Source organism: Achromobacter sp. HZ34 (genome assembly GCF_002209485.1).
Classification (GTDB): Bacteria; Pseudomonadota; Gammaproteobacteria; order Burkholderiales; family Burkholderiaceae_B; genus Bordetella_C.
Window position 1 is genome coordinate 732973 of the sequence record NZ_NJIX01000002.1, and the last position, 17492, is coordinate 750464.

General features: G+C 65.9%; 13 protein-coding genes. 1 reads left to right on the plus strand and 12 read right to left on the minus strand.

What is annotated here, in order from left to right; genetic code table 11:
- Positions 1-49 precede the first annotated feature (49 nt).
- The 12 genes from uvrC to CEY05_RS10035 form a co-directional block, all read right to left on the minus strand.
- Positions 50-1876, minus strand: coding sequence for an excinuclease ABC subunit UvrC (gene uvrC / locus CEY05_RS09980; protein ID WP_088598309.1), 1827 nt, complete (start codon positions 1874-1876; stop codon positions 50-52).
- The gene (gene nagZ, locus CEY05_RS09985; protein WP_088598310.1) at positions 1836-2894 is read right to left on the minus strand and encodes a beta-N-acetylhexosaminidase; all 1059 of its coding nucleotides are present in this window, start codon (positions 2892-2894) and stop codon (positions 1836-1838) included. Before nagZ ends, uvrC begins: the two co-directional genes overlap by 41 nt.
- 131 nt (positions 2895-3025) lie before the next feature.
- The gene (gene acpS, locus CEY05_RS09990) at positions 3026-3550 is read right to left on the minus strand and encodes a holo-ACP synthase (RefSeq protein WP_088598311.1); all 525 of its coding nucleotides are present in this window, start codon (positions 3548-3550) and stop codon (positions 3026-3028) included.
- A 61-nt stretch (positions 3551-3611) separates the two neighbouring features.
- Positions 3612-4367: a pyridoxine 5'-phosphate synthase gene (locus CEY05_RS09995; RefSeq protein ID WP_088598312.1), complete on the minus strand. Its 756-nt coding sequence runs from the start codon at positions 4365-4367 to the stop codon at positions 3612-3614.
- Positions 4364-5854: an efflux transporter outer membrane subunit gene (locus CEY05_RS10000; protein WP_088598313.1), complete on the minus strand. Its 1491-nt coding sequence runs from the start codon at positions 5852-5854 to the stop codon at positions 4364-4366. The genes CEY05_RS09995 and CEY05_RS10000 overlap by 4 nt, the downstream gene beginning before the upstream one ends.
- Entirely contained in the window at positions 5851-9093 is a 3243-nt protein-coding gene (locus tag CEY05_RS10005; RefSeq protein WP_088598314.1) for an efflux RND transporter permease subunit, read from the minus strand. The genes CEY05_RS10000 and CEY05_RS10005 overlap by 4 nt, the downstream gene beginning before the upstream one ends.
- A 95-nt stretch (positions 9094-9188) precedes the next feature.
- The gene (locus CEY05_RS10010; RefSeq protein WP_088598315.1) at positions 9189-10439 is read right to left on the minus strand and encodes an efflux RND transporter periplasmic adaptor subunit; all 1251 of its coding nucleotides are present in this window, start codon (positions 10437-10439) and stop codon (positions 9189-9191) included.
- Between the two features lie 348 nt (positions 10440-10787).
- Positions 10788-11651, minus strand: coding sequence for a winged helix-turn-helix domain-containing protein (locus tag CEY05_RS31705; protein WP_233161444.1), 864 nt, complete (start codon positions 11649-11651; stop codon positions 10788-10790).
- A gap of 136 nt (positions 11652-11787) precedes the next feature.
- Positions 11788-12969 (minus strand): DUF3734 domain-containing protein, encoded by a 1182-nt coding sequence (locus CEY05_RS10020; RefSeq protein ID WP_088598316.1) that lies wholly within the window; start codon positions 12967-12969, stop codon positions 11788-11790.
- Positions 12970-13099: 130 nt separating this feature from the next.
- Positions 13100-13894, minus strand: coding sequence for an ABC transporter ATP-binding protein (locus tag CEY05_RS10025; RefSeq protein WP_088598317.1), 795 nt, complete (start codon positions 13892-13894; stop codon positions 13100-13102).
- Between the two features lies 1 nt (position 13895).
- Positions 13896-14783 (minus strand): ABC transporter permease, encoded by an 888-nt coding sequence (locus CEY05_RS10030; RefSeq protein WP_088598318.1) that lies wholly within the window; start codon positions 14781-14783, stop codon positions 13896-13898.
- Between the two features lie 14 nt (positions 14784-14797).
- Positions 14798-15727, minus strand: coding sequence for an ABC transporter substrate binding protein (locus CEY05_RS10035; RefSeq protein ID WP_369825931.1), 930 nt, complete (start codon positions 15725-15727; stop codon positions 14798-14800).
- Between the two features lie 457 nt (positions 15728-16184).
- On the opposite strand from CEY05_RS10035, the gene CEY05_RS10040 reads away from it, so the two are divergent.
- Entirely contained in the window at positions 16185-17141 is a 957-nt protein-coding gene (locus CEY05_RS10040) for an aldo/keto reductase (RefSeq protein WP_088598320.1), read from the plus strand.
- Positions 17142-17492: the final 351 nt, after the last annotated feature.

The following is a 17492-nucleotide window of genomic DNA, read 5'->3' on the forward strand; positions in this document are numbered from 1 at the left end:
CTTAGATACATATGATCGTCGCAAGGACGATCGTATGCCTCTTCGCCCCTCAGTGCAGCGCTTCATAAATCCGTTCCGCCAGATCCTGCGAAATCCCGTCCACCGAAGCCAGATCCTCGATGCTGGCCCGTGATACGCCGGAGAAGCCGCCGAAGCGCGCCAGTAGCCGCTGCCGCCGCCGCGCGCCGACGCCCTCGATTTCCTCCAGCCGCGAGACATTGCGCGCCTTGGCCCGCCGCGCCCGCATCCCGGTGATGGCGAAGCGGTGCGCCTCGTCCCGCACCTGGGCGATCAGCATCAGCGCGGCCGATTCGCCGCCCAGCGCCACCGGCGGCCGTTCGTCGGGAAAGACCAGGGTTTCCAGGCCGACCTTGCGCCCTTCCCCCTTGGCCACCCCGACCAGCACGGAGATATCCAGCCCCAGCTCGACGAACACCTGGCGCGCGACTTCCACCTGCCCCTTGCCGCCGTCGATCAGCACGACACCGGGAAGCTCGGCATCCCCATCGGCAACCTTGGCGAAGCGCCGCGTCAGCACCTGCCGCATGGCGGCATAGTCATCCCCCGGCGTGATCCCGGCGATGTTGTAGCGCCGATAGAGCGAAGGCTGCATCTCGTGATGCTCGAATACCACGCAGGAAGCCTGCGTCGCCTCGCCCGCCGTGTGGCTGATGTCGAAGCACTCGATGCGCAAGGCATCCAGCGCCGCCTCGTCGTTGTCCAGGTCCAGGGCCTCGGCCAGGGCCAGCGTGCGCGCCGCGCGCGCCCCCGACTCCGTCAGCGCGCGCGCCAGCGCCATCTCGGCATTGCGCTGCGCCTGCTCCAGCCAGGACCGCCGCACCCCTTGCGGCCGCGTCAGCACCCGCACGCGAATACCCGCCTGTTCCGCCAGCAGGTCGACCAGTTCCGCATCCGGCAAGGCATGCGAGCACACCAGCACCGGCGGCAGCTTGTTGTCCGTGTAATGCTGACCGACAAAGGCCTCCAGCACATCCGCGGCCGCCTCGCCTTCCGCATGGGTAGGGAAAAAAGGCTTGTCCCCCAGGTGCCGCCCGCCGCGCACCATGGCCAGGTTGACGCAGACACGCCCGCCCGCCACCGCCACCGCGATGACATCGCTGTCCTCGCCGCCCACGTCCTCCATGGTCTGCTGATGCAGGACCCGCGCCAGCGAACCCATCTGGTCGCGCAGGGCAGCGGCACGCTCGAACTCCAGCGCTTCGGACGCGCGCAGCATGCGTACCTCGATCTCGCCCATCACTTCCTTGGCCTGACCATTGAGGAAACGCCCCGCCCGATCCACGTCCCGCGCATATTCCTCGGCCGGCACCGCATCCACACAGGGGGCGGAACAGCGTCCGATCTGGTGCAGCAGACAGGGCCGCGACCGGTTGGCGAAGACCGTGTCCTCACAGGTGCGCAGGCGGAATACCTTCTGCAGGATCTGGATGGTCTCGCGCACCGCCCAGGCGTTCGGGAAAGGCCCGAAGAACTGCCCGCGCTTGTTGGTCGCGCCGCGGTAATAGGCGATGCGCGGCCACTCATGTCCCGTGATCCACAGATACGGATAGGACTTGTCGTCGCGGAACAGGATGTTGTAGCGCGGCCGCAGGCTCTTGATCAGATTGCTTTCCAGCAGCAGCGCTTCGGCCTCGGAACGGGTTACCGTCACCTCGACCAGCGCCACCTTGGACACCATCTGCGCAATGCGCGGGCTACTCAGCGTTTTCTGGAAATACGACGAGACGCGCTTCTTCAGGTCGCGCGCCTTGCCGACATACATGACCTGGCCTTCCGCATCGATATGCCGGTAAACCCCCGGCAGATGCGGCAGATCAGCCAGAAACGATTTCAGATTGAAGGCTGCTTCGGGCATGCTGATAACGGCGTTCGGCTTGCAGGGCGTCCCAGCGGGGGGCGCGGAATCGGGGCATCAGGCGGCGGATGCGTTCAACGGACAGCTCGTCCAGCTGCCACTTCAGGCGGTCCAGCAGGTCATCGGCCATGTCCGGCCGGTTGCACACCAGGACCATGTCGCAACCGGCATGCAGCGCGGCTTCGGCACGCGCCAGGATGTCGCCCGCCACCGACGCGCCTTCCATGGTCAGGTCGTCGGAAAATACCACGCCGTCGTAATGCAGGCGGTCGCGCAGGATCTCGCCGACCCAGCGGCGCGAGAAGCCGGCGGGATGCTTGTCCACCTTGGGATAGATCACATGGGCCGGCATCACCGATCCGAGCACGTTGTCGCCCAGCCAGCCATAGGGCGCGGCGTCTTCATGCAGGATGCGTTCGAGGCTGCGCGGATCGACCGGAATGTCGTGATGCGAATCGGCGCTGACGAAACCGTGGCCGGGGAAATGCTTGCCGCAGGCAGACATGCCGGCCAGCCCCAGCCCCTGGATGACGGCGCGCGACAGCATGGTGACCACGCGCGGATCGCGATGGAAGGCCCGATCGCCGATCACCTTGCTGACCCCGTAGTCCAGGTCCAGCACCGGCGTGAAGCTCAGGTCCACGCCGCAGGCACGCAGTTCGGCGGCCAGCACATAGCCGGCATCGGACGCCACCCGCATGGCCACCAGCGGATCGCGATTCCAGATCTCGCCCAGGCGGCCCATGGGCGGCAGTACCGTGAAGCCATCGCTGCGGAAGCGCTGCACACGGCCGCCTTCATGGTCCACCGCGATCAGCAGCGGCTCGTCGCGCGCATCGTGGATCTCGCGAGTCAGGTCGCACAGCGCGCGGCGGTCCTGGAAATTGCGGGCAAACAGGATGACGCCGCCCACCAGCGGATGGCGCAGGCGTTTCTTCTCCTGCTTGGTCAGCGAAGTGCCCTGCACATCGACCATGACGGGACCGGGGGGCAGCGATTTCTTTTTCTTGTGTGACATATTGGGTAGAACTCCGGTGGGAAGAACTCCGGTGGTTAAAACGCCACCAGCTGGAACGCCGGCAGGATAAAGCTCCAGAGAGGCAGGACTTCAATCGGCGGCGCAGGGCACCTGCAACGGCGCCAGCCCTTTCAGCGCCGCGTTTCGACTATGACATACGCCGCGGCCATGTCGGACTCATCGGTCAGCGAGACATGCGCGGCGCCGAAGCGGGTGGCATACCAGGCCTGCAGTTCCGGCGCCAGTACCAGGATGGGCCGGCCGCTGGGCGCGTTAAGCGTCTGCACACGGCGCCAGGCCATGGGCATGCGCATGCCCAACCCGATGGCCTTGGAAAAGGCCTCCTTGACGGCGAAGCGGGTGGCCAGGAACAGCACACCGCGCCGCGCATCACGGCGACGCCGCGCGTGGAACTTGATCAATTCCTGCTCACCAAGGATTTTTTCCGCGAAACGGTCGCCGTGGCGTTCCAGCGCGCGGGCGATGCGGTCGACACGGATCAGGTCCATGCCGATGCCGGCTATGGTTGCCGCCGGGGCATCCAGGATCGCGCCAGGGATGGCCCCGGATACAGCCCCGGGGGCAAGCCCAGGCGTCCCCCCGGATATGGCCTGGGCGGCCGAAACGTCAGGCGTCGTTGATGACGGCGTACTCATGATGGATTCCTCAGCTGCGCGGCACGTCGCAGGGCGTCGCGCCGCAGCCGTCCATCATACGTCAGGCGGGCGTAAACCCCTTGCCGCGCGCCGCTTCCACGCGGGCCAGCACCATCAGCGCCTTCATGTCGCGCACGGCCTTGTCCCAGCCGTCGAACACTGCCTGGGCGACGATGGCGTGGCCGATGTTCAGCTCGGCCAGGCCGTCCAGCGCCGCCACCGGCTGGACGTTGCCGTAATGCAGGCCATGGCCGGCATTCACGCGTAGCCCGTGGCGCAAGCCTTCGGCGATGGCGGCCTTGATACGCGCCAGTTCGGCGACGGCCTGGGCGCCCGTCGTCTCGGCATACGCGCCGGTATGCAGTTCGATGACCGTGGCGCCGGCGCGGGCGGCGGCCTCGATCTGGGCCGCCTCGGGATCGATGAACAGCGACACCCGGATGCCCGCCTCGCGCAGTTGCGTCACCGCGGCGCTGACCGCGGCCTGCCCGCCGATCACGTCCAGGCCGCCTTCGGTGGTCAGTTCGGCGCGCTTTTCCGGCACCAGGCACACGTCGTTGGGCCGCACCTGGCAGGCGATGTCCAGCATTTCCGCCGTCACCGCGCATTCCAGGTTCATGCGGGTGCGCAACTGGGGCCGCAGTGCATGCACGTCGGCGTCCTGGATATGGCGGCGGTCTTCCCGCAGATGCAGGGTGATGAGATCGGCCCCCGCTTCTTCGGCGCGCAGCGCCGCGGCGATGGGGTCGGGATAACCGGCGTGGCGCTGCTGCCTGAGCGTGGCCACGTGGTCGATATTTACACCTAGTTCAATCATTGCGCTGCCGTCTTGGTCGTTTCTTCCCAGCCTCCGCCCAAAGCCTTGTAGAGCTGCACGCGGTTTACCAGGGAAGCCAGCCGGGTCTGCACCACTCCCAGCTGGGCGTTGAAATATGTAATCTGGGCATTCTGCACCTGCAGATAGCTGTCGACACCGCCCGTGTAGCGCAAATTCGATAATTCCAGGCTGCGCGCGGAGGACTGTTGCAACGCCAGTTGCGCCTGCAACTGCGTCCCGTAAGTCGCTTCGCCCGCCAATGCGTCCGAGACTTCCTGGAACGCCTGCTGGATGGATTTTTCGTACTGCGCCACGGCAATATTATCGCGTGCCTTGGCCAGGTCCAGGCCGGCGCGGATACTGCCGCCGGCGAAGATGGGGGTGGTGATGGACGGCGAGAAGCTCCAATAGCCGTTACCGCCCTTGAACAGGTCGGACAACGACGGGCTGGCCACGCCAAACAGCCCGGTCAGGCTGAGCGTCGGGAAAAAGGCCGCGCGCGCCGCGCCGATATTGGCGTTGGCCGATTGCAGGCTGTTTTCCGCGGACAGGATGTCGGGCCGCCGTTCGAGCAGGTCCGACGGCAGGCCCGCCGGCACGTCCGCCATGATCCGGTCCATCTCGAAAGGCGCCGGTCCCGGCAGGTCCGTCGGCAGTGGCGCGCCGACCAGCAGCACGAGGGCATTGATGGCCTGCGAGCGGGTGCGCGCCAGTTCCGTCAGGTTGGCGGAAGCGGTATCCAGCAGGGACTTGGACTGGTTCAGGTCCAGCTCCGACGAGATGCCGCCGTCGAAGCGGCGCTTGACCAGGTCATAGGACTGCTGGCGCGAGTCCAGCGTCTGGCGGGTCAGGGCCAACTGGGCGTCGGCGGCGCGCAGATTCAGATATGCCTGCGCCACCTCGCCGATCAGCGATATCTGCACGCTGCGCTGGGCCTGCTCGGTCGCCAGGAAGTTCTGGTAGGCCGCTTCGGACAGGCTGCGCAGGCGACCGAAAACGTCGATCTCGAAGGTGGTCAGCCCTATGCCGGCCTGATAGCTGCTGTTGATGGACGGACCGTCCGTACCCCCCAGGCGCATCTTGGGCGGCAGGCGTTCGCGCGTTCCCTGCACGCCGGCCCCAATGGACGGCCACAGCTCGCCGCGCTGCTGACCCCATTGGGCGCGCGCTTCCTCGACGCGCTGCACTGCCACGCGCAGGTCGCGGTTATTGGTCAGCGCCAGGCCGATCAAGGCGCGCAACTGGTCGTCGCGGAAAAATTCCTGCCAGCCCAGGTCGGGGGCGGCGGTGCCCGCCACGGGCGTGACCGCGCTGGCGGGCTGATCACCGGCGGTGGCGGCCTTGTCGTAGCCGTTGTAGACCACCTTGGGCTGTTGCGGCCAATCGGCCTGCACCGGCGCTGGCGGGCGATGGTAGTCAGGAGCAAGGCTGCAGGCCGACAGCAGGCCAGCCAGCAGGCTCACGGAAAAGACGCGGGCCGTGCTCATCGTTGCTCCTTGTCGTCGGTGGAGGACGGACCCGGCGTCGCCATCGGCGGTATCGGCGGACCGTCGGCGGCGACTTCGCCGCGCGCGCGCTTCTCGGCCTGCTCGGCCTCCCACGCACGGGCCTCGGCACCCAGCAGACGGGGTTTGCTCTTGAAAAAGCCCAGCACCACCACGAAGAACGTCGGTACGAAGATCACCGCGAAAGGCGTGGCCGCCAGCATGCCGCCCATCACGCCCAGGCCCACCGCGCGCTGGCTGGCCGCGCCCGCGCCGGTGGCGATGCACAGCGGAATCACGCCCAGGATGAAGGCCAGCGACGTCATCAGGATAGGCCGGAAGCGCAGCCGCGCGGCGTCCACCGCCGCTTCCATCAGGCCCTTGCCGCGGGCATATTCGTCCTTGGCGAATTCGACGATCAGGATGGCGTTCTTCGCCGCCAGGCCGATCACCGTCACCATGCCGACCTGGAAGTACACGTCGTTGGACATGCCCAGGGCGCTCACCAGGGCCACCGCGCCCAGCATGCCCAGCGGCACCACCAGCATGACCGATAGCGGGATGGCCCAGCTTTCATACAGGGCGGCCAGCACGAGGAACACCACCAGCAGCGACAAACCCATCAGGATGGGAGCCTGGTTGCCGGCCTGCCGTTCCTGGTAGGACAGGCCGTTCCACTCGTAGCCGAAGCCTTGCGGCAGCTGGTCCATCAGGCGTTCCATCTCGACCATGGCGTCGCCGGTGGTGTGGCCCGGCTGGGCGTCACCGCTGATGCGGATGGATTCGTAGCTGTTGTAACGCACGATCTGCACCGGCCCCTGCTTCCAGTGGGGCGTGACGAAGGTCGACAGCGGCACCATGCCGCCATCGCTGTTGCGTGCGTTCAGCTTCAGCACATCCTCCACCTGCATGCGGTACTTCTGGTCGGCCTGCACCCAGACGTTCTGCATGCGCCCGAAGTTGGGGAACTTGTTGATGAAGGCACTGCCGACCGCGGTCGACACCAGGCTGGCCGCTTCGGAGAAGTCCACCCCCAGGGCGGCGGCCTTGTCGCGGTCGATATCCAGGCTCAGCTGCGCGCCCGGCCCCAGGCCGGAAATCCGCACCTGGGACAGGATGGGGCTCTGCATCGCCAGCCCCATCAGCTGCGCGGTGGCCTGGCCCAGTGCTTCCGTGCCGGCGCTGGCGCGGTCCTGCAGGCGGAAGTCGAAACCGGTGGCGTTGCCCAGCGTGGAAATGGCCGGCGGCACCACGGTAAAGACCATGGCGTCGTGGATGCCCATCAGCAGCGTGTTCAGCGCGCGGAACGACACGGCCTGCGCCGAATTGGCCCGGCCCTTGCGCTGGTCGAAGTCCTTCAGCGTGGTGAACGCCAGGGCGGCGTTCAGGCCGTTGCCGTTGAAGCTGAAGCCCTGTACGGCGATGATGTTCTGCACCTGCGGCTCGGCCATGAAATGCTTCTCGACCTGCTCCAGCACTTCGACCGCGCGGTTGGCGCTGGCGCCCGTGGGCAGTTCGATATTGCTGATGACGTAACCCTGGTCCTCTTCCGGCAGGAACGAGGACGGCAGGCGCAGATACAGCCAGCCCAGCGCCAGTACCAGCACCAGGTAGATCAGCATCATGCGGCCACCCTTGTGCAGGATGCGCGCAACCCAGTTCTGGTAGCGGGTGGTGGTGGCGTCGAAACTGCGGTTGAACCAGCCGAAGAAACCACGCTTCCCGTTATGGTGATCGGCCGGCACCGGTTTCAGGATGGTCGAACACAGCGCGGGCGTGAAAGTCAGCGCCAGCAGCGCCGAGAAGAAGATGGACACGGCCATGGCCACGGAGAACTGGCGGTAAATCACGCCCACCGACCCGCCCATGAAGGCCAGCGGCAGGAACACGCTGACCAGCACCAGGGTGATGCCGGTGATGGCGCCGGTGATCTGCGGCATGGCGCGCGAAGTGGCCTCCTTGGGCCCCAGGCCTTCGGTCGCCATGATCCGTTCGACGTTCTCCACCACCACGATGGCGTCATCCACCAGGATGCCGATGGCCAGCACCATGGCGAACATGGTCAGCACATTGATGGAAAAGCCCAGCGCCAGCATTACCGCGAAGGCGCCCATCATCGCCACCGGCACCACCAGGGCCGGGATTAGCGTGTAGCGCACGTTCTGCAGGAACAGGAACATGACCAGGAACACCAGCACCATGGCTTCCACCAGGGTGTAGACCACGTCGGTGATGGAGACCTTGACGTAGGGAGCGGTGTCGTAGGGGATGTCGTATTTGACGTCGGCGGGGAAGTAGCGTGACAGCTGCTGCATCTGCGCCCGCACGCCGCTGGCCGTCTGCAGCGCGTTGGCGTCGGGCGACAGGATGATGGCGAAGGCGGCGGTCGGCTTGCCGTTCAGGCGTGCGCCGAAGAAGTAGTTGTCGGCGCCGATTTCCACGCGCGCCACGTCGCGCACCCGCACCACCGAACCGTCGCTGTTGGCGCGCAGCACGATGTTGCCGAAGCCTTCCACCGAGGCCAGTTGGCCATTGGCCACCACCGTGGCGGTGGTGCGCTGGCTGTCGGGGTTGGGCGGGCCGCCCAGGTTGCCGCCGGAAATCAGCACATTCTGCTGGGCGATGGCCTGGTTGACCTGCTCCATGCTCAGGTTGAAGCCGACCAGCTTCTGCGGGTCGACCCAGATGCGCATGGCGCGCGGCGCCGCGAACAGCTGGAACTGGCCCACGCCCGGCACCCGCGAGACCGGGTTCTTGATGTTGCGCGTCACGTAGTCAGCCAGCGCGGTCTGGTCCAGCGTGCCATCCGTGGACGACAGCGTGACGATCATCAGGAAGCCCGTACTGGTCTGCTGGAATTGCAGGCCCTGCTGCGTCACGGCTGCCGGCAGCTGCGCGGTGACGTTGGCCACGCGGTTCTGCACGTCCACCTGGGCCAGGTCGGGATCGCGGCCCGGTTCGAAAGTGGCGGTGATGGTCGATTGGCCGTTGGAGTCGCTGACCGACTCGTAATACAGCAGGCCCTTGGCGCCGTTGAGCTGATCCTCGATCAGGCTGGTGACCGAATCGGCCACTTCCTTGGCCGAAGCACCCGGATAGGTGGCGGTGATTTCGATCGCCGGCGGCGCCACGTTCGGATACTGCGAGATCGGCATATTGGGGATGGCCAATATGCCCGCCAGCAGGATGAACAAGGCGACGACCCAGGCGAAGATCGGTCTATCGATAAAAAATTGCGGCATGTGTAGGTGTCCTGGGGACAGTACTGACCGAAGGTAGGCAGATGCCTGCCCGTGCCCGCGGTGTCAATTTTCCGGAATCAAGGTTCCCGTCTGGCTCAGGACTTCTGCGCGGGAGCCCCGCCCTGCCCGCCGGCGGCCGGCGCGGCGTCCTTGCCGGCAGGGCCGGCCGGTGCCGCCGCGGGAGCAGGTTGCCCTGGCTGACCGGGATTTCCCGGTGTCCATTGCGACATCTTCACGGGCGCTCCCGGACGAATCTTCTGGAAACCCTCGACGATCACGACATCGCCCGCCTTCAACCCGCTGGTGACGATCCAGCGGCCGTTGTTGACACCCGCCGTCGTGACGTTCACCGAAGCCACCTTGCCGTCGCGCACCAGCATCAGGCTCTGCAAGCCGTCCGGCGTACGCTGCAGGGCCTGTTGCGGCACCAGCAAGGCCTGGGCGTCGACGCCCTGCGCCAGGCGCACCCGCACATACATGCCAGGCAGCAGGTCATGCTCGGGGTTGGGGAACTCCGCGCGCAGGTTGACCTGGCCGGTGCCGGGATCCACCGTAATGCCGGTGAACAGCAGCTTGCCCGCATGCTTGTATTCGGATCCGTCCTCCAGCAACACCTTGGCCTGGGCCGAGTTGTCGCCTATCTTCTGCAACTGGCCGCTGGCCAGCGCCCGGCGCAATTGCGCCAGCTCGGTGGTGGACTGCGTGAAATCGACGTAGATGGGATCCAGCTGCTGGACCAGGGCCATCTGCGTGGCGGCCGAACCTTCGACCAGGGCGCCTTCCGTCACCAGCGGCTTGCCGATACGCCCCGAGATGGGCGAGGTCACGTCGGTGTAGCCAAGGTTGATGGAAGCCGTCTGCAGATTGGCGCGCGCTGCCGCCACCGCGGCGTCGGCCTGGCGGTAGCTTGCAACGGCGTTGTCATATTCCTGCTTGCTGACGGCATTGGCCTTGACCAGCGGCGCGTAGCGGTCCGCCAGCGCCTTGGCGCTGAAAAGATCGGCCTGCGACTGCTTGAGCTGGGCGGCGGCCTGATCGTAAGCCGCCTTGTAGGGCGCCGGATCGATCTTGAACAGCAGCTGGTTTTCCTTGACGTCGCCGCCCTGCTCGAACGCCAACTTCTGGACGATGCCGGTCACGCGGGCACGTATCTGCGCGTCGCGCACCGCGTCGACGCGGCCGGGCAGCTCTGACACACTGGGTGTACGTTCGGGTTGTACGGTCACCACGCCAACTTGGGGTGGGCCGGGATTCAATTGCGGGCGCTCTCCGCAACCGGCAAGCAGCACAGCCAAGACAGCACCGGCGCAAACCGGCTTGCAGACATGCGTAAAGCTGAAACCCATGTAACCCTCACGTCGAAATCCACGCGCGGCCATCGAGAGTAGGGGCGGATGCCTGCACGCTTATCGATGCAAACGAGGCCTGCATGGGCTGCCCTGCCTCCCCGACCGCATGCCAGGGCAAGAAAAGAAATTTCCTACCCTTCTTACTTATTGATTCGGATTTGTATTTGCGCGGAAGCTTACCCGTGTTCCAGCGGCTATGGCATGGACTGTAACTTAATTTTTTGTAAGGATACCTATTCCCCCCACGATCTCCACAACAGCCCTGCTTCGAACCAACAGGTGTTGCAATTGGACGTCAGCCGAGCCGTCCGTTCGGCCGTCCGCGCATCACCCTCCCGCCGGGACTCAGCCTTCCTCCTGCGCCACCAGCGTCCCCGCGAAGACATAGCCCAGGCGATGCACCGTGTGCAGCGGCAGGCGTTGCCCCGCCTGCAGCACCTTCTTGCGCAGGCGGCTGATCACCACGTTCATGGACCGCAGATTGGCTTCCGACATGAAGCGCCGCAAGTCCTTGCGGGACAGCTCCCGTTGCGAGCTTGCCAGCATGCAATTGAAGCAGCTGCGCTCCAGCCCGGTGAGGGGGATGCGGGTCCCGTCCGGCGCCATCAACACCCAGCCTTGGTACATCAGGCTCCAGGGCGTCGCGGGCAAGGCCTGGACCGGCGCCGGCATATTGGGCAGGCTGGCATGGCTGGTCGGATTCAAGCCCCGCAAGGGCGGCAGGATGCCCGGATAGCGCACGGCCCGGCGCGGCGGCGGCACCGACGACGCCCTTGCCAATGCGCCGCGGCCCGCGGCCATGAATCCTGCCCGGCGCGCCTGGGCCCGCAGCAAGGCGGCGAACTCCGGGCCTTCGTATTCGCGATCCAGGCACAGGTGGGCCCCCGCCCCCAGCACCTGCAGCCGCAGATCGGTTTCCGCGCCAGGGCGCTGCACCACCACGCCCGCCGCATGCTCGGCTTCCAGGCGCGGCAGCAGGGTGTCGGTCAACAGGCCTTGCGGCGTGCCGGCGCCCAGCACGACCAGTTGGGCGGGATGGCGGTTGAGCCAGCGGAACAGGGTGTCGGCGTCATGCACACCGTGCACATGAAAGCCGGACGGCCTCAGCAGATTCAGCAGATGCGTACGGGCCGGCCCCTCCGGCTCGTACAGCACGACCGAGATAGGACGAGGCAGTGCTTGGGTTTTGACAGTCTGGCGCGATTCCATGACATTCCATAAAGGTTCGTATCAGGGGAAAAAGCTAACACCGCCATTCCCCTTATGGAGCACCACACCCAAACAATCAGACTGTTCTGACAAGAGATTGCGCCTGCCCTCGTAGGAAGGAGGACAGGCGGCTTCGTCATCCCCTGTGGATATCGTGGGTGACGAAGCCGCTGCCGCCTTCGGGCCGGGCCAGCACGTCCGGGCGCGCCAGGGTGGCCCGGATGTCGGCCAGGCCGGATTGCCAGTGCTCGCGCATGGCCTCGGTGCCGAACTCATAGTCCTTGGAATGGCGCTCGTAGTTCTTGCTCTGGTAGATCAGGTTGATGACATTGATCACCGGCGTGCAGGCCGACTCGCGGATCTGCGCCAGCTCCGGCGCATTGCGCTGCTTTTCCGGCAGCAAGGCCAGCAGGCGCTGCATATCGTGGCGCAGCGCCAGGTTACGTTGCAGCAAATCGGTGACCAGGCGGGTCCGGCTGGAATACTGGATGTCCTTTTGCCGCTCCATGACTTTTTCCATGGTGTCCGGCAGCGGCCCGCGCGCCGGCCACAGGTCCACCTGCAGGGCCAGGGTGTCCCACGTCGGATGCGGCGACAGCACGTAATAGAGCGGCGTATTCGACACCACGCCGCCGTCCCAGTAGTACTCGCCATCGACTTCCACGGCGGGAAAGCCCGGCGGCAATGCCCCCGATGCCATCACGTGGCGCGCCGTCAGGCGTATCTTGGTGCTGTCGAAATAGGCGAAGTTGCCGGTACGCACATTGACCGCCCCGAAGCTGGCGCGTACGGCGCCGCTATTGAGCAGATCGAAGTCGACATACGTATTCAGCGTCTTTTCCAGCGGCGCGGTGTCGTAGTAGCTGGCGCCGGCCGGTCCCTGGCCCTGGGGCCAGAACGGCGGAAACGGCCGCGGCTGGAAAAAGCCCGGCTGGCCATAGAGCAACGCATTGGTGGCGGCGAATATGCCGTTGGCGCCGGGCGAGCCGTAGGCGTAGGACGCGAAAGGCCCGGCCGCGGCGGCGGCGAACATGTCGCCCCACGGCAAGGCGCCGTAGCCATAGGGCCGGCAGATCGATTCCCAGAACCCATGCAGGCGCTCGACCCGTTCGTCGGGCGGCGCCCCCGCGATGATGGCGGCATTGATGGCGCCGATGGAGATGCCGGCCACCCAATCCGGCTGCACACCCGCTTCGTGCATGCCCTGGTAGACGCCGGCCTGGTAGGAGCCCAGCGCACCGCCGCCTTGCAGCACCAGGGCGATGGTGTCGTATCCGGATTTGGAACGCTTGACGCGCCCGTTCGCGTAACCTGCCATGTCACTCCCGCCATCGAAAACGATGGCGGGTATTGTGCCGCGTTTCTCCGTCCGGCGTCGTTGCGGCGGGAACCGCGGCCGGCGCCAGGACTGGAGCCGGCGCCGGGGCCACGCATCGCCCCAGGGGCGGCTACCCCAGCAGCAGCGCGTCGTCCGACAGATTCTCGCCGCGCACCTGCTCGAACATGGCCAGCAGGTCGCGCACCTGCAGCCCCTTGCGCTGCTCGCCCGCCACGTCCAGCACCACGCGCCCCTCGTGCAGCATCACCGTGCGGTCGCCCACCTCCAGCGCCTGGCGCATGCTATGGGTCACCATCATCGTGGTCAGCTCGTGCTCGGCCACGATGCGCGCGGTCAGTTCCAGCACGAACTGCGCCGTGCGCGGATCCAGCGCGGCGGTGTGTTCGTCCAGCAGCAGGATGCGCGACGGCTGCAAGGCCGCCATCAGCAGGCTGACCGCCTGGCGCTGCCCGCCCGACAGCAGGCCGATACGGTCGCCCAGGCGGTTTTCCAGCCCCAGGCCCAGGCTGGCCAGGCGTTCGGCGAAACGCGTGCGCAAGCCGTCGTTGAGCGCGCGGCCCAACCCGCGGCGCCCCCCGCGCGACTGCGCCAGCGCCATGTTTTCCTCGATGGTCAGGTCTTCGCAGGTACCCGCCAGCGGGTCCTGGAACACCCGCGCCACGCGTTGCGCACGCGCCCAGGACGGCAGGCGCGACACGTCGATGCCGTCGATATCGATACGGCCGCTATCGATGGCGATATCACCCGCCACCGCATTCAGGAACGTCGACTTGCCGGCGCCGTTCGAACCGATGACGGTGACGAACTGGCCGCTGGGGATGTCCAGCGACAGGCCGCGCAAGGCGCGCGTTTCCACCGGCGAACCGGCGTTGAATGTCACTTCCAGGTTTTCCGCCCGCAACATGTCAGCCTCCCTTGCCGCCGCGGCGTCGTCTGAGCCTGGGCAGGACCAGGGCTATCGTCACCAGGACGGCGGTGACCAGGTTGAGATCCTGCGCCTGCAGGCCGATGAAATCGGTGTTCAAGGCCAGGGCGATGAAGAAACGGTAGACCATGGCGCCCAGGATCACCGCCAGCGTGGCCAGCGCCAGCCGGCGCGAAGGCAGGATGCTTTCCCCGACGATGACCGCGGCCAGGCCGATGACGATGGTGCCCAGGCCCATCGAAATATCCGCCCCGCCCTGCGCCTGCGCGAACAGCGCGCCGGCCAGGGCCACCAGGGCGTTGGACAGGGCCATGCCGCCCATGACCAGGCGGCCGGTGTTCACGCCCTGCGCCCGCGCCATGCGCGGATTGGCGCCACTGGCGCGCAGCGCCAGGCCGCTGCGGGTGCCCAGATACCAGTCGAGCAGGCCCTTGCATATCGCCACCACGATCAGCAGCAACAGCGGCCGCATCAGGTAGTCACTGATACCCGCCGGCTGCAACAGCGTGAATACGGTGGGATCGGTGATCAGGGGCACATTCGGCCGGCCCATGATGCGCAGATTGACCGAATACAGCCCGATCATCACCAGGATGCTGGCCAGCAATTCCATGATGCGCAGCCGCACATGCAGCCACGCCGTCAACAAGCCGGCCAGGGCGCCGGCAAGGATGGCGGCGCCGGTTGCCAGGAAAGGGTTGCAACCCGCCGAGATCAAGGTCGCCGCCACCGCGGCGCCCAAGGGAAAACTGCCGTCGACCGTCAGGTCGGGAAAGCGCAGCAGGCGGAAGGAAATCATCACGCCCAGCGCCACCAGGCCGAAGATCAGGCCGATCTCCAGCGCCCCCATGAAAGAAAACAAGGACATGTGCTAGCGCCGCCTCAAGGGATGACCTGGGCGGCTGATTTGAGCATCGCGTCGGACAGCGTGACGCCCTGCTTCTGCGCCGCCGTCGAATTGACGTAAAGCGCCAGCTTGCCGGCGCTCTCCGGCGGGATGGCGCCCGGCTTGTCCCCTTTCAGGATACGGACCACCATGCGGCCGGCCTGCACGCCCATGTCGTGGTAGTTGACGCCCAGTGCCGCCACGGCACCGCGCTTGACGCTATCGGTGTCGGAGGCGATCAAGGGAATCTTGGCGTCGTTGCTGACCTTGGCCAGGGCTTCGAAGGCGGCCACCACGTTGTTGTCGGTGTTGGCGTAGATCACGTCGGCCTTGCCGATCAGGCTGCGCGCCGCCGAGCCGACGTCCACCGTGCGCGGGGCGGCGGCTTCGATCAGGCTCATGCTGGATTTCGGCAGCACGTCCTGCATCTGCTTGACCACCACCACGGAATTCGCCTCGCCGGGGTTGTAGACCATGCCGATGCGCTTGGCCGTGGGCACCAGTTTCCTGATCAGTTCGATCTGGCGATCCAGCGGCAAGGCATCGCTGACGCCGGTGACGTTGGTGTCCGAGCCCTGTTGCGTCGAGGGCAGCAGCTGCGCCGCCACCGGATCGGTCACCGCCGCATAGACCAGCGGCACGTCCTTGGTGGCGGCCGCCACGGCTTGCGCCGCGGGGGTGGAGATGGCGACGATGGCATCGGGCCGGTCGCCGACGAATTTGCGGGCAATCTGTGCTGCCGTGGCGTTATTGCCCTGCGCGCTCTGGAATTGCCATTTCAGGTTCTTGGCGGGATCGTAGCCGGCGGCCTTCAAGGCATCGCGCACGCCGTCGCGCACGGCATCCAGTGCCGGATGGTCGACGATGGCAATCACCGCCACCGACTTCGGCGCGGGGCCCGCGGCCCAGGCCGACGGCCCCGCCATTACGGCGGCTTGGGCCAGCAGGCCCATGACGGCGGCACGGAGTACTTTCACCATAATTTGGCAATCCTTTTGTCTGATGTCTGTTTCGGGTATCTCGTGAATACCGTACGCGGGCGCGCGCCGGGCTTGTCGCCCCGCGCCGTAGCCTGTCGCCCGGGCGTTGCCGCGGGCAAACGAAGGGTACAGCACGCCAGCGGTCGCATGCCGCAATACATAGTCTAACGGACGGCGTGCCGCGGCCGGGGGCGGATGGGCACGGGAAATCCCTGAGGCCATAGGCGTCGCAGCCGATTACGCTTATTGGTCGATATACTGCCTTGGAGCAGGTGTGAAAAGGAGTAGCGGGCAGGATCAGCGTAAGTCCGAGGCACGAGCTTGGGAACAGGCTGAGGAGTAGACTCAATCACCATAAAAAGAACATCAAATACGATGTCCCCAAACCTAGTAGAGACACACGATGCAACTACGCCAATTGGGCCGTTCAGGCCTTACCGTCCCTCCCCTGGCCTTCGGTGGCAATGTGTTCGGCTGGACCGTCGGCGAGGCCGACGCGTTTTCACTGCTGGACGCCATGGTTGATGCCGGGTTGAATTTCATAGATACGGCCGACGTCTATTCGCGCTGGGCACCGGGCAACCGGGGTGGCGAATCGGAAGTCATCATCGGGAAATGGCTGGCCAAGAGCGGCAAGCGTGACAAGGTGATCATCGCCACCAAGGTCGGCATGGAGATGGGACCCAAGGCGCAAGGCCTTGCGCCCGGGTACATCGCGCGTGCCGTGGAGGATTCGCTGGCGCGCCTGCAGACTGATTACATCGATCTGTATCAGTCCCATAAGGATGATCCGGATACGCCGCTGACCGATACGCTGGCTGCCTATGGCAAGCTGCGCGACGAGGGCAAGGTGCGCGCCATCGGAGCGTCGAACTACACCGCGGCGCGGTTGGCGGAAGCCTTGGTCTTCAGCGAGCGCAACGGCCTGCCGCGCTACGAGAGCATCCAGCCCGAGTACAACCTGTATGCGCGCGAGCCCTTTGAAAGCGGCCTGCAGGATGTGGCGGTGGCGCAGGGGGTGGGGACCATCAACTACTACGCGCTGGCCAGCGGTTTCCTGTCGGGCAAGTACCGGTCGGTTGCCGATGCCACCAAGAGCGTGCGTGGGCGCAAGATCGTCGACACGTATCTCAACGATCGTGGGCGGCGGATCTTGGCGGCACTGGACGAGGCCGTGGACGCCACGGGGGCGAACCATACGCAGGTGGCGTTGGCGTGGACGATGGCACAACCGGGCATCACTTCGCCGATCGCCAGCGCGACGTCGCTGGAACAGTTGGATGATCTGGTGGCGGCGACACGGCTGACGCTTCCGGGTGAGGTGATCCGGAAGCTGGATCAGGCGAGCGCCTGGCGCTAAGTTTCTTGCGCCATCCGCCGGCGGCGAAGTGATTTTTTGGTGGCATTCGCTGCCGGCGGAGATAATTTTTTTATTGTGGGGGGTAACCCCCCACACCCCCTCGCCCCCCTTCGTCCGCCCCAGACCACAGCGGACCATAAGTTTTTTTGCCAACGAAATCCTCCTGAACCGCAGGCTTCCAAGCCATGGGGCGCCAGCCCAAGTGAGGGGTGCAGGGGGTTATCCCTCCGAAAGAACTGGCGCACCAGGAGCGCGTTCTCCAAGACCGACTGGTGCAGCGCCATGGGGCGCTAGCCCAAAAAAAGGGGCTTGGGGGTTTACCCTCCAAAATAAAAATACCTCTTTGCGAGC

Coding starts and splice junctions, on each gene's coding strand:
- CEY05_RS10020 (WP_088598316.1), bottom strand. CDS start 12,969: ATGGCAGGTTACGCGAACGGGCGCGTCAAGCGTTCCAAATCCGGATAC.
- CEY05_RS10005 (WP_088598314.1), bottom strand. CDS start 9,093: ATGCCGCAATTTTTTATCGATAGACCGATCTTCGCCTGGGTCGTCGCC.
- CEY05_RS10000 (WP_088598313.1), bottom strand. CDS start 5,854: ATGAGCACGGCCCGCGTCTTTTCCGTGAGCCTGCTGGCTGGCCTGCTG.
- CEY05_RS10035 (WP_369825931.1), bottom strand. CDS start 15,727: ATGGCGGGGCCGTCGGCCTGGGCCGCGGGCCCCGCGCCGAAGTCGGTG.
- nagZ (WP_088598310.1), bottom strand. CDS start 2,894: ATGTCACACAAGAAAAAGAAATCGCTGCCCCCCGGTCCCGTCATGGTC.
- CEY05_RS10040 (WP_088598320.1), top strand. CDS start 16,185: ATGCAACTACGCCAATTGGGCCGTTCAGGCCTTACCGTCCCTCCCCTG.
- CEY05_RS31705 (WP_233161444.1), bottom strand. CDS start 11,651: ATGGAATCGCGCCAGACTGTCAAAACCCAAGCACTGCCTCGTCCTATC.
- CEY05_RS09995 (WP_088598312.1), bottom strand. CDS start 4,367: ATGATTGAACTAGGTGTAAATATCGACCACGTGGCCACGCTCAGGCAG.
- CEY05_RS10010 (WP_088598315.1), bottom strand. CDS start 10,439: ATGGGTTTCAGCTTTACGCATGTCTGCAAGCCGGTTTGCGCCGGTGCT.
- acpS (WP_088598311.1), bottom strand. CDS start 3,550: ATGAGTACGCCGTCATCAACGACGCCTGACGTTTCGGCCGCCCAGGCC.
- CEY05_RS10025 (WP_088598317.1), bottom strand. CDS start 13,894: ATGTTGCGGGCGGAAAACCTGGAAGTGACATTCAACGCCGGTTCGCCG.
- CEY05_RS10030 (WP_088598318.1), bottom strand. CDS start 14,783: ATGTCCTTGTTTTCTTTCATGGGGGCGCTGGAGATCGGCCTGATCTTC.
- uvrC (WP_088598309.1), bottom strand. CDS start 1,876: ATGCCCGAAGCAGCCTTCAATCTGAAATCGTTTCTGGCTGATCTGCCG.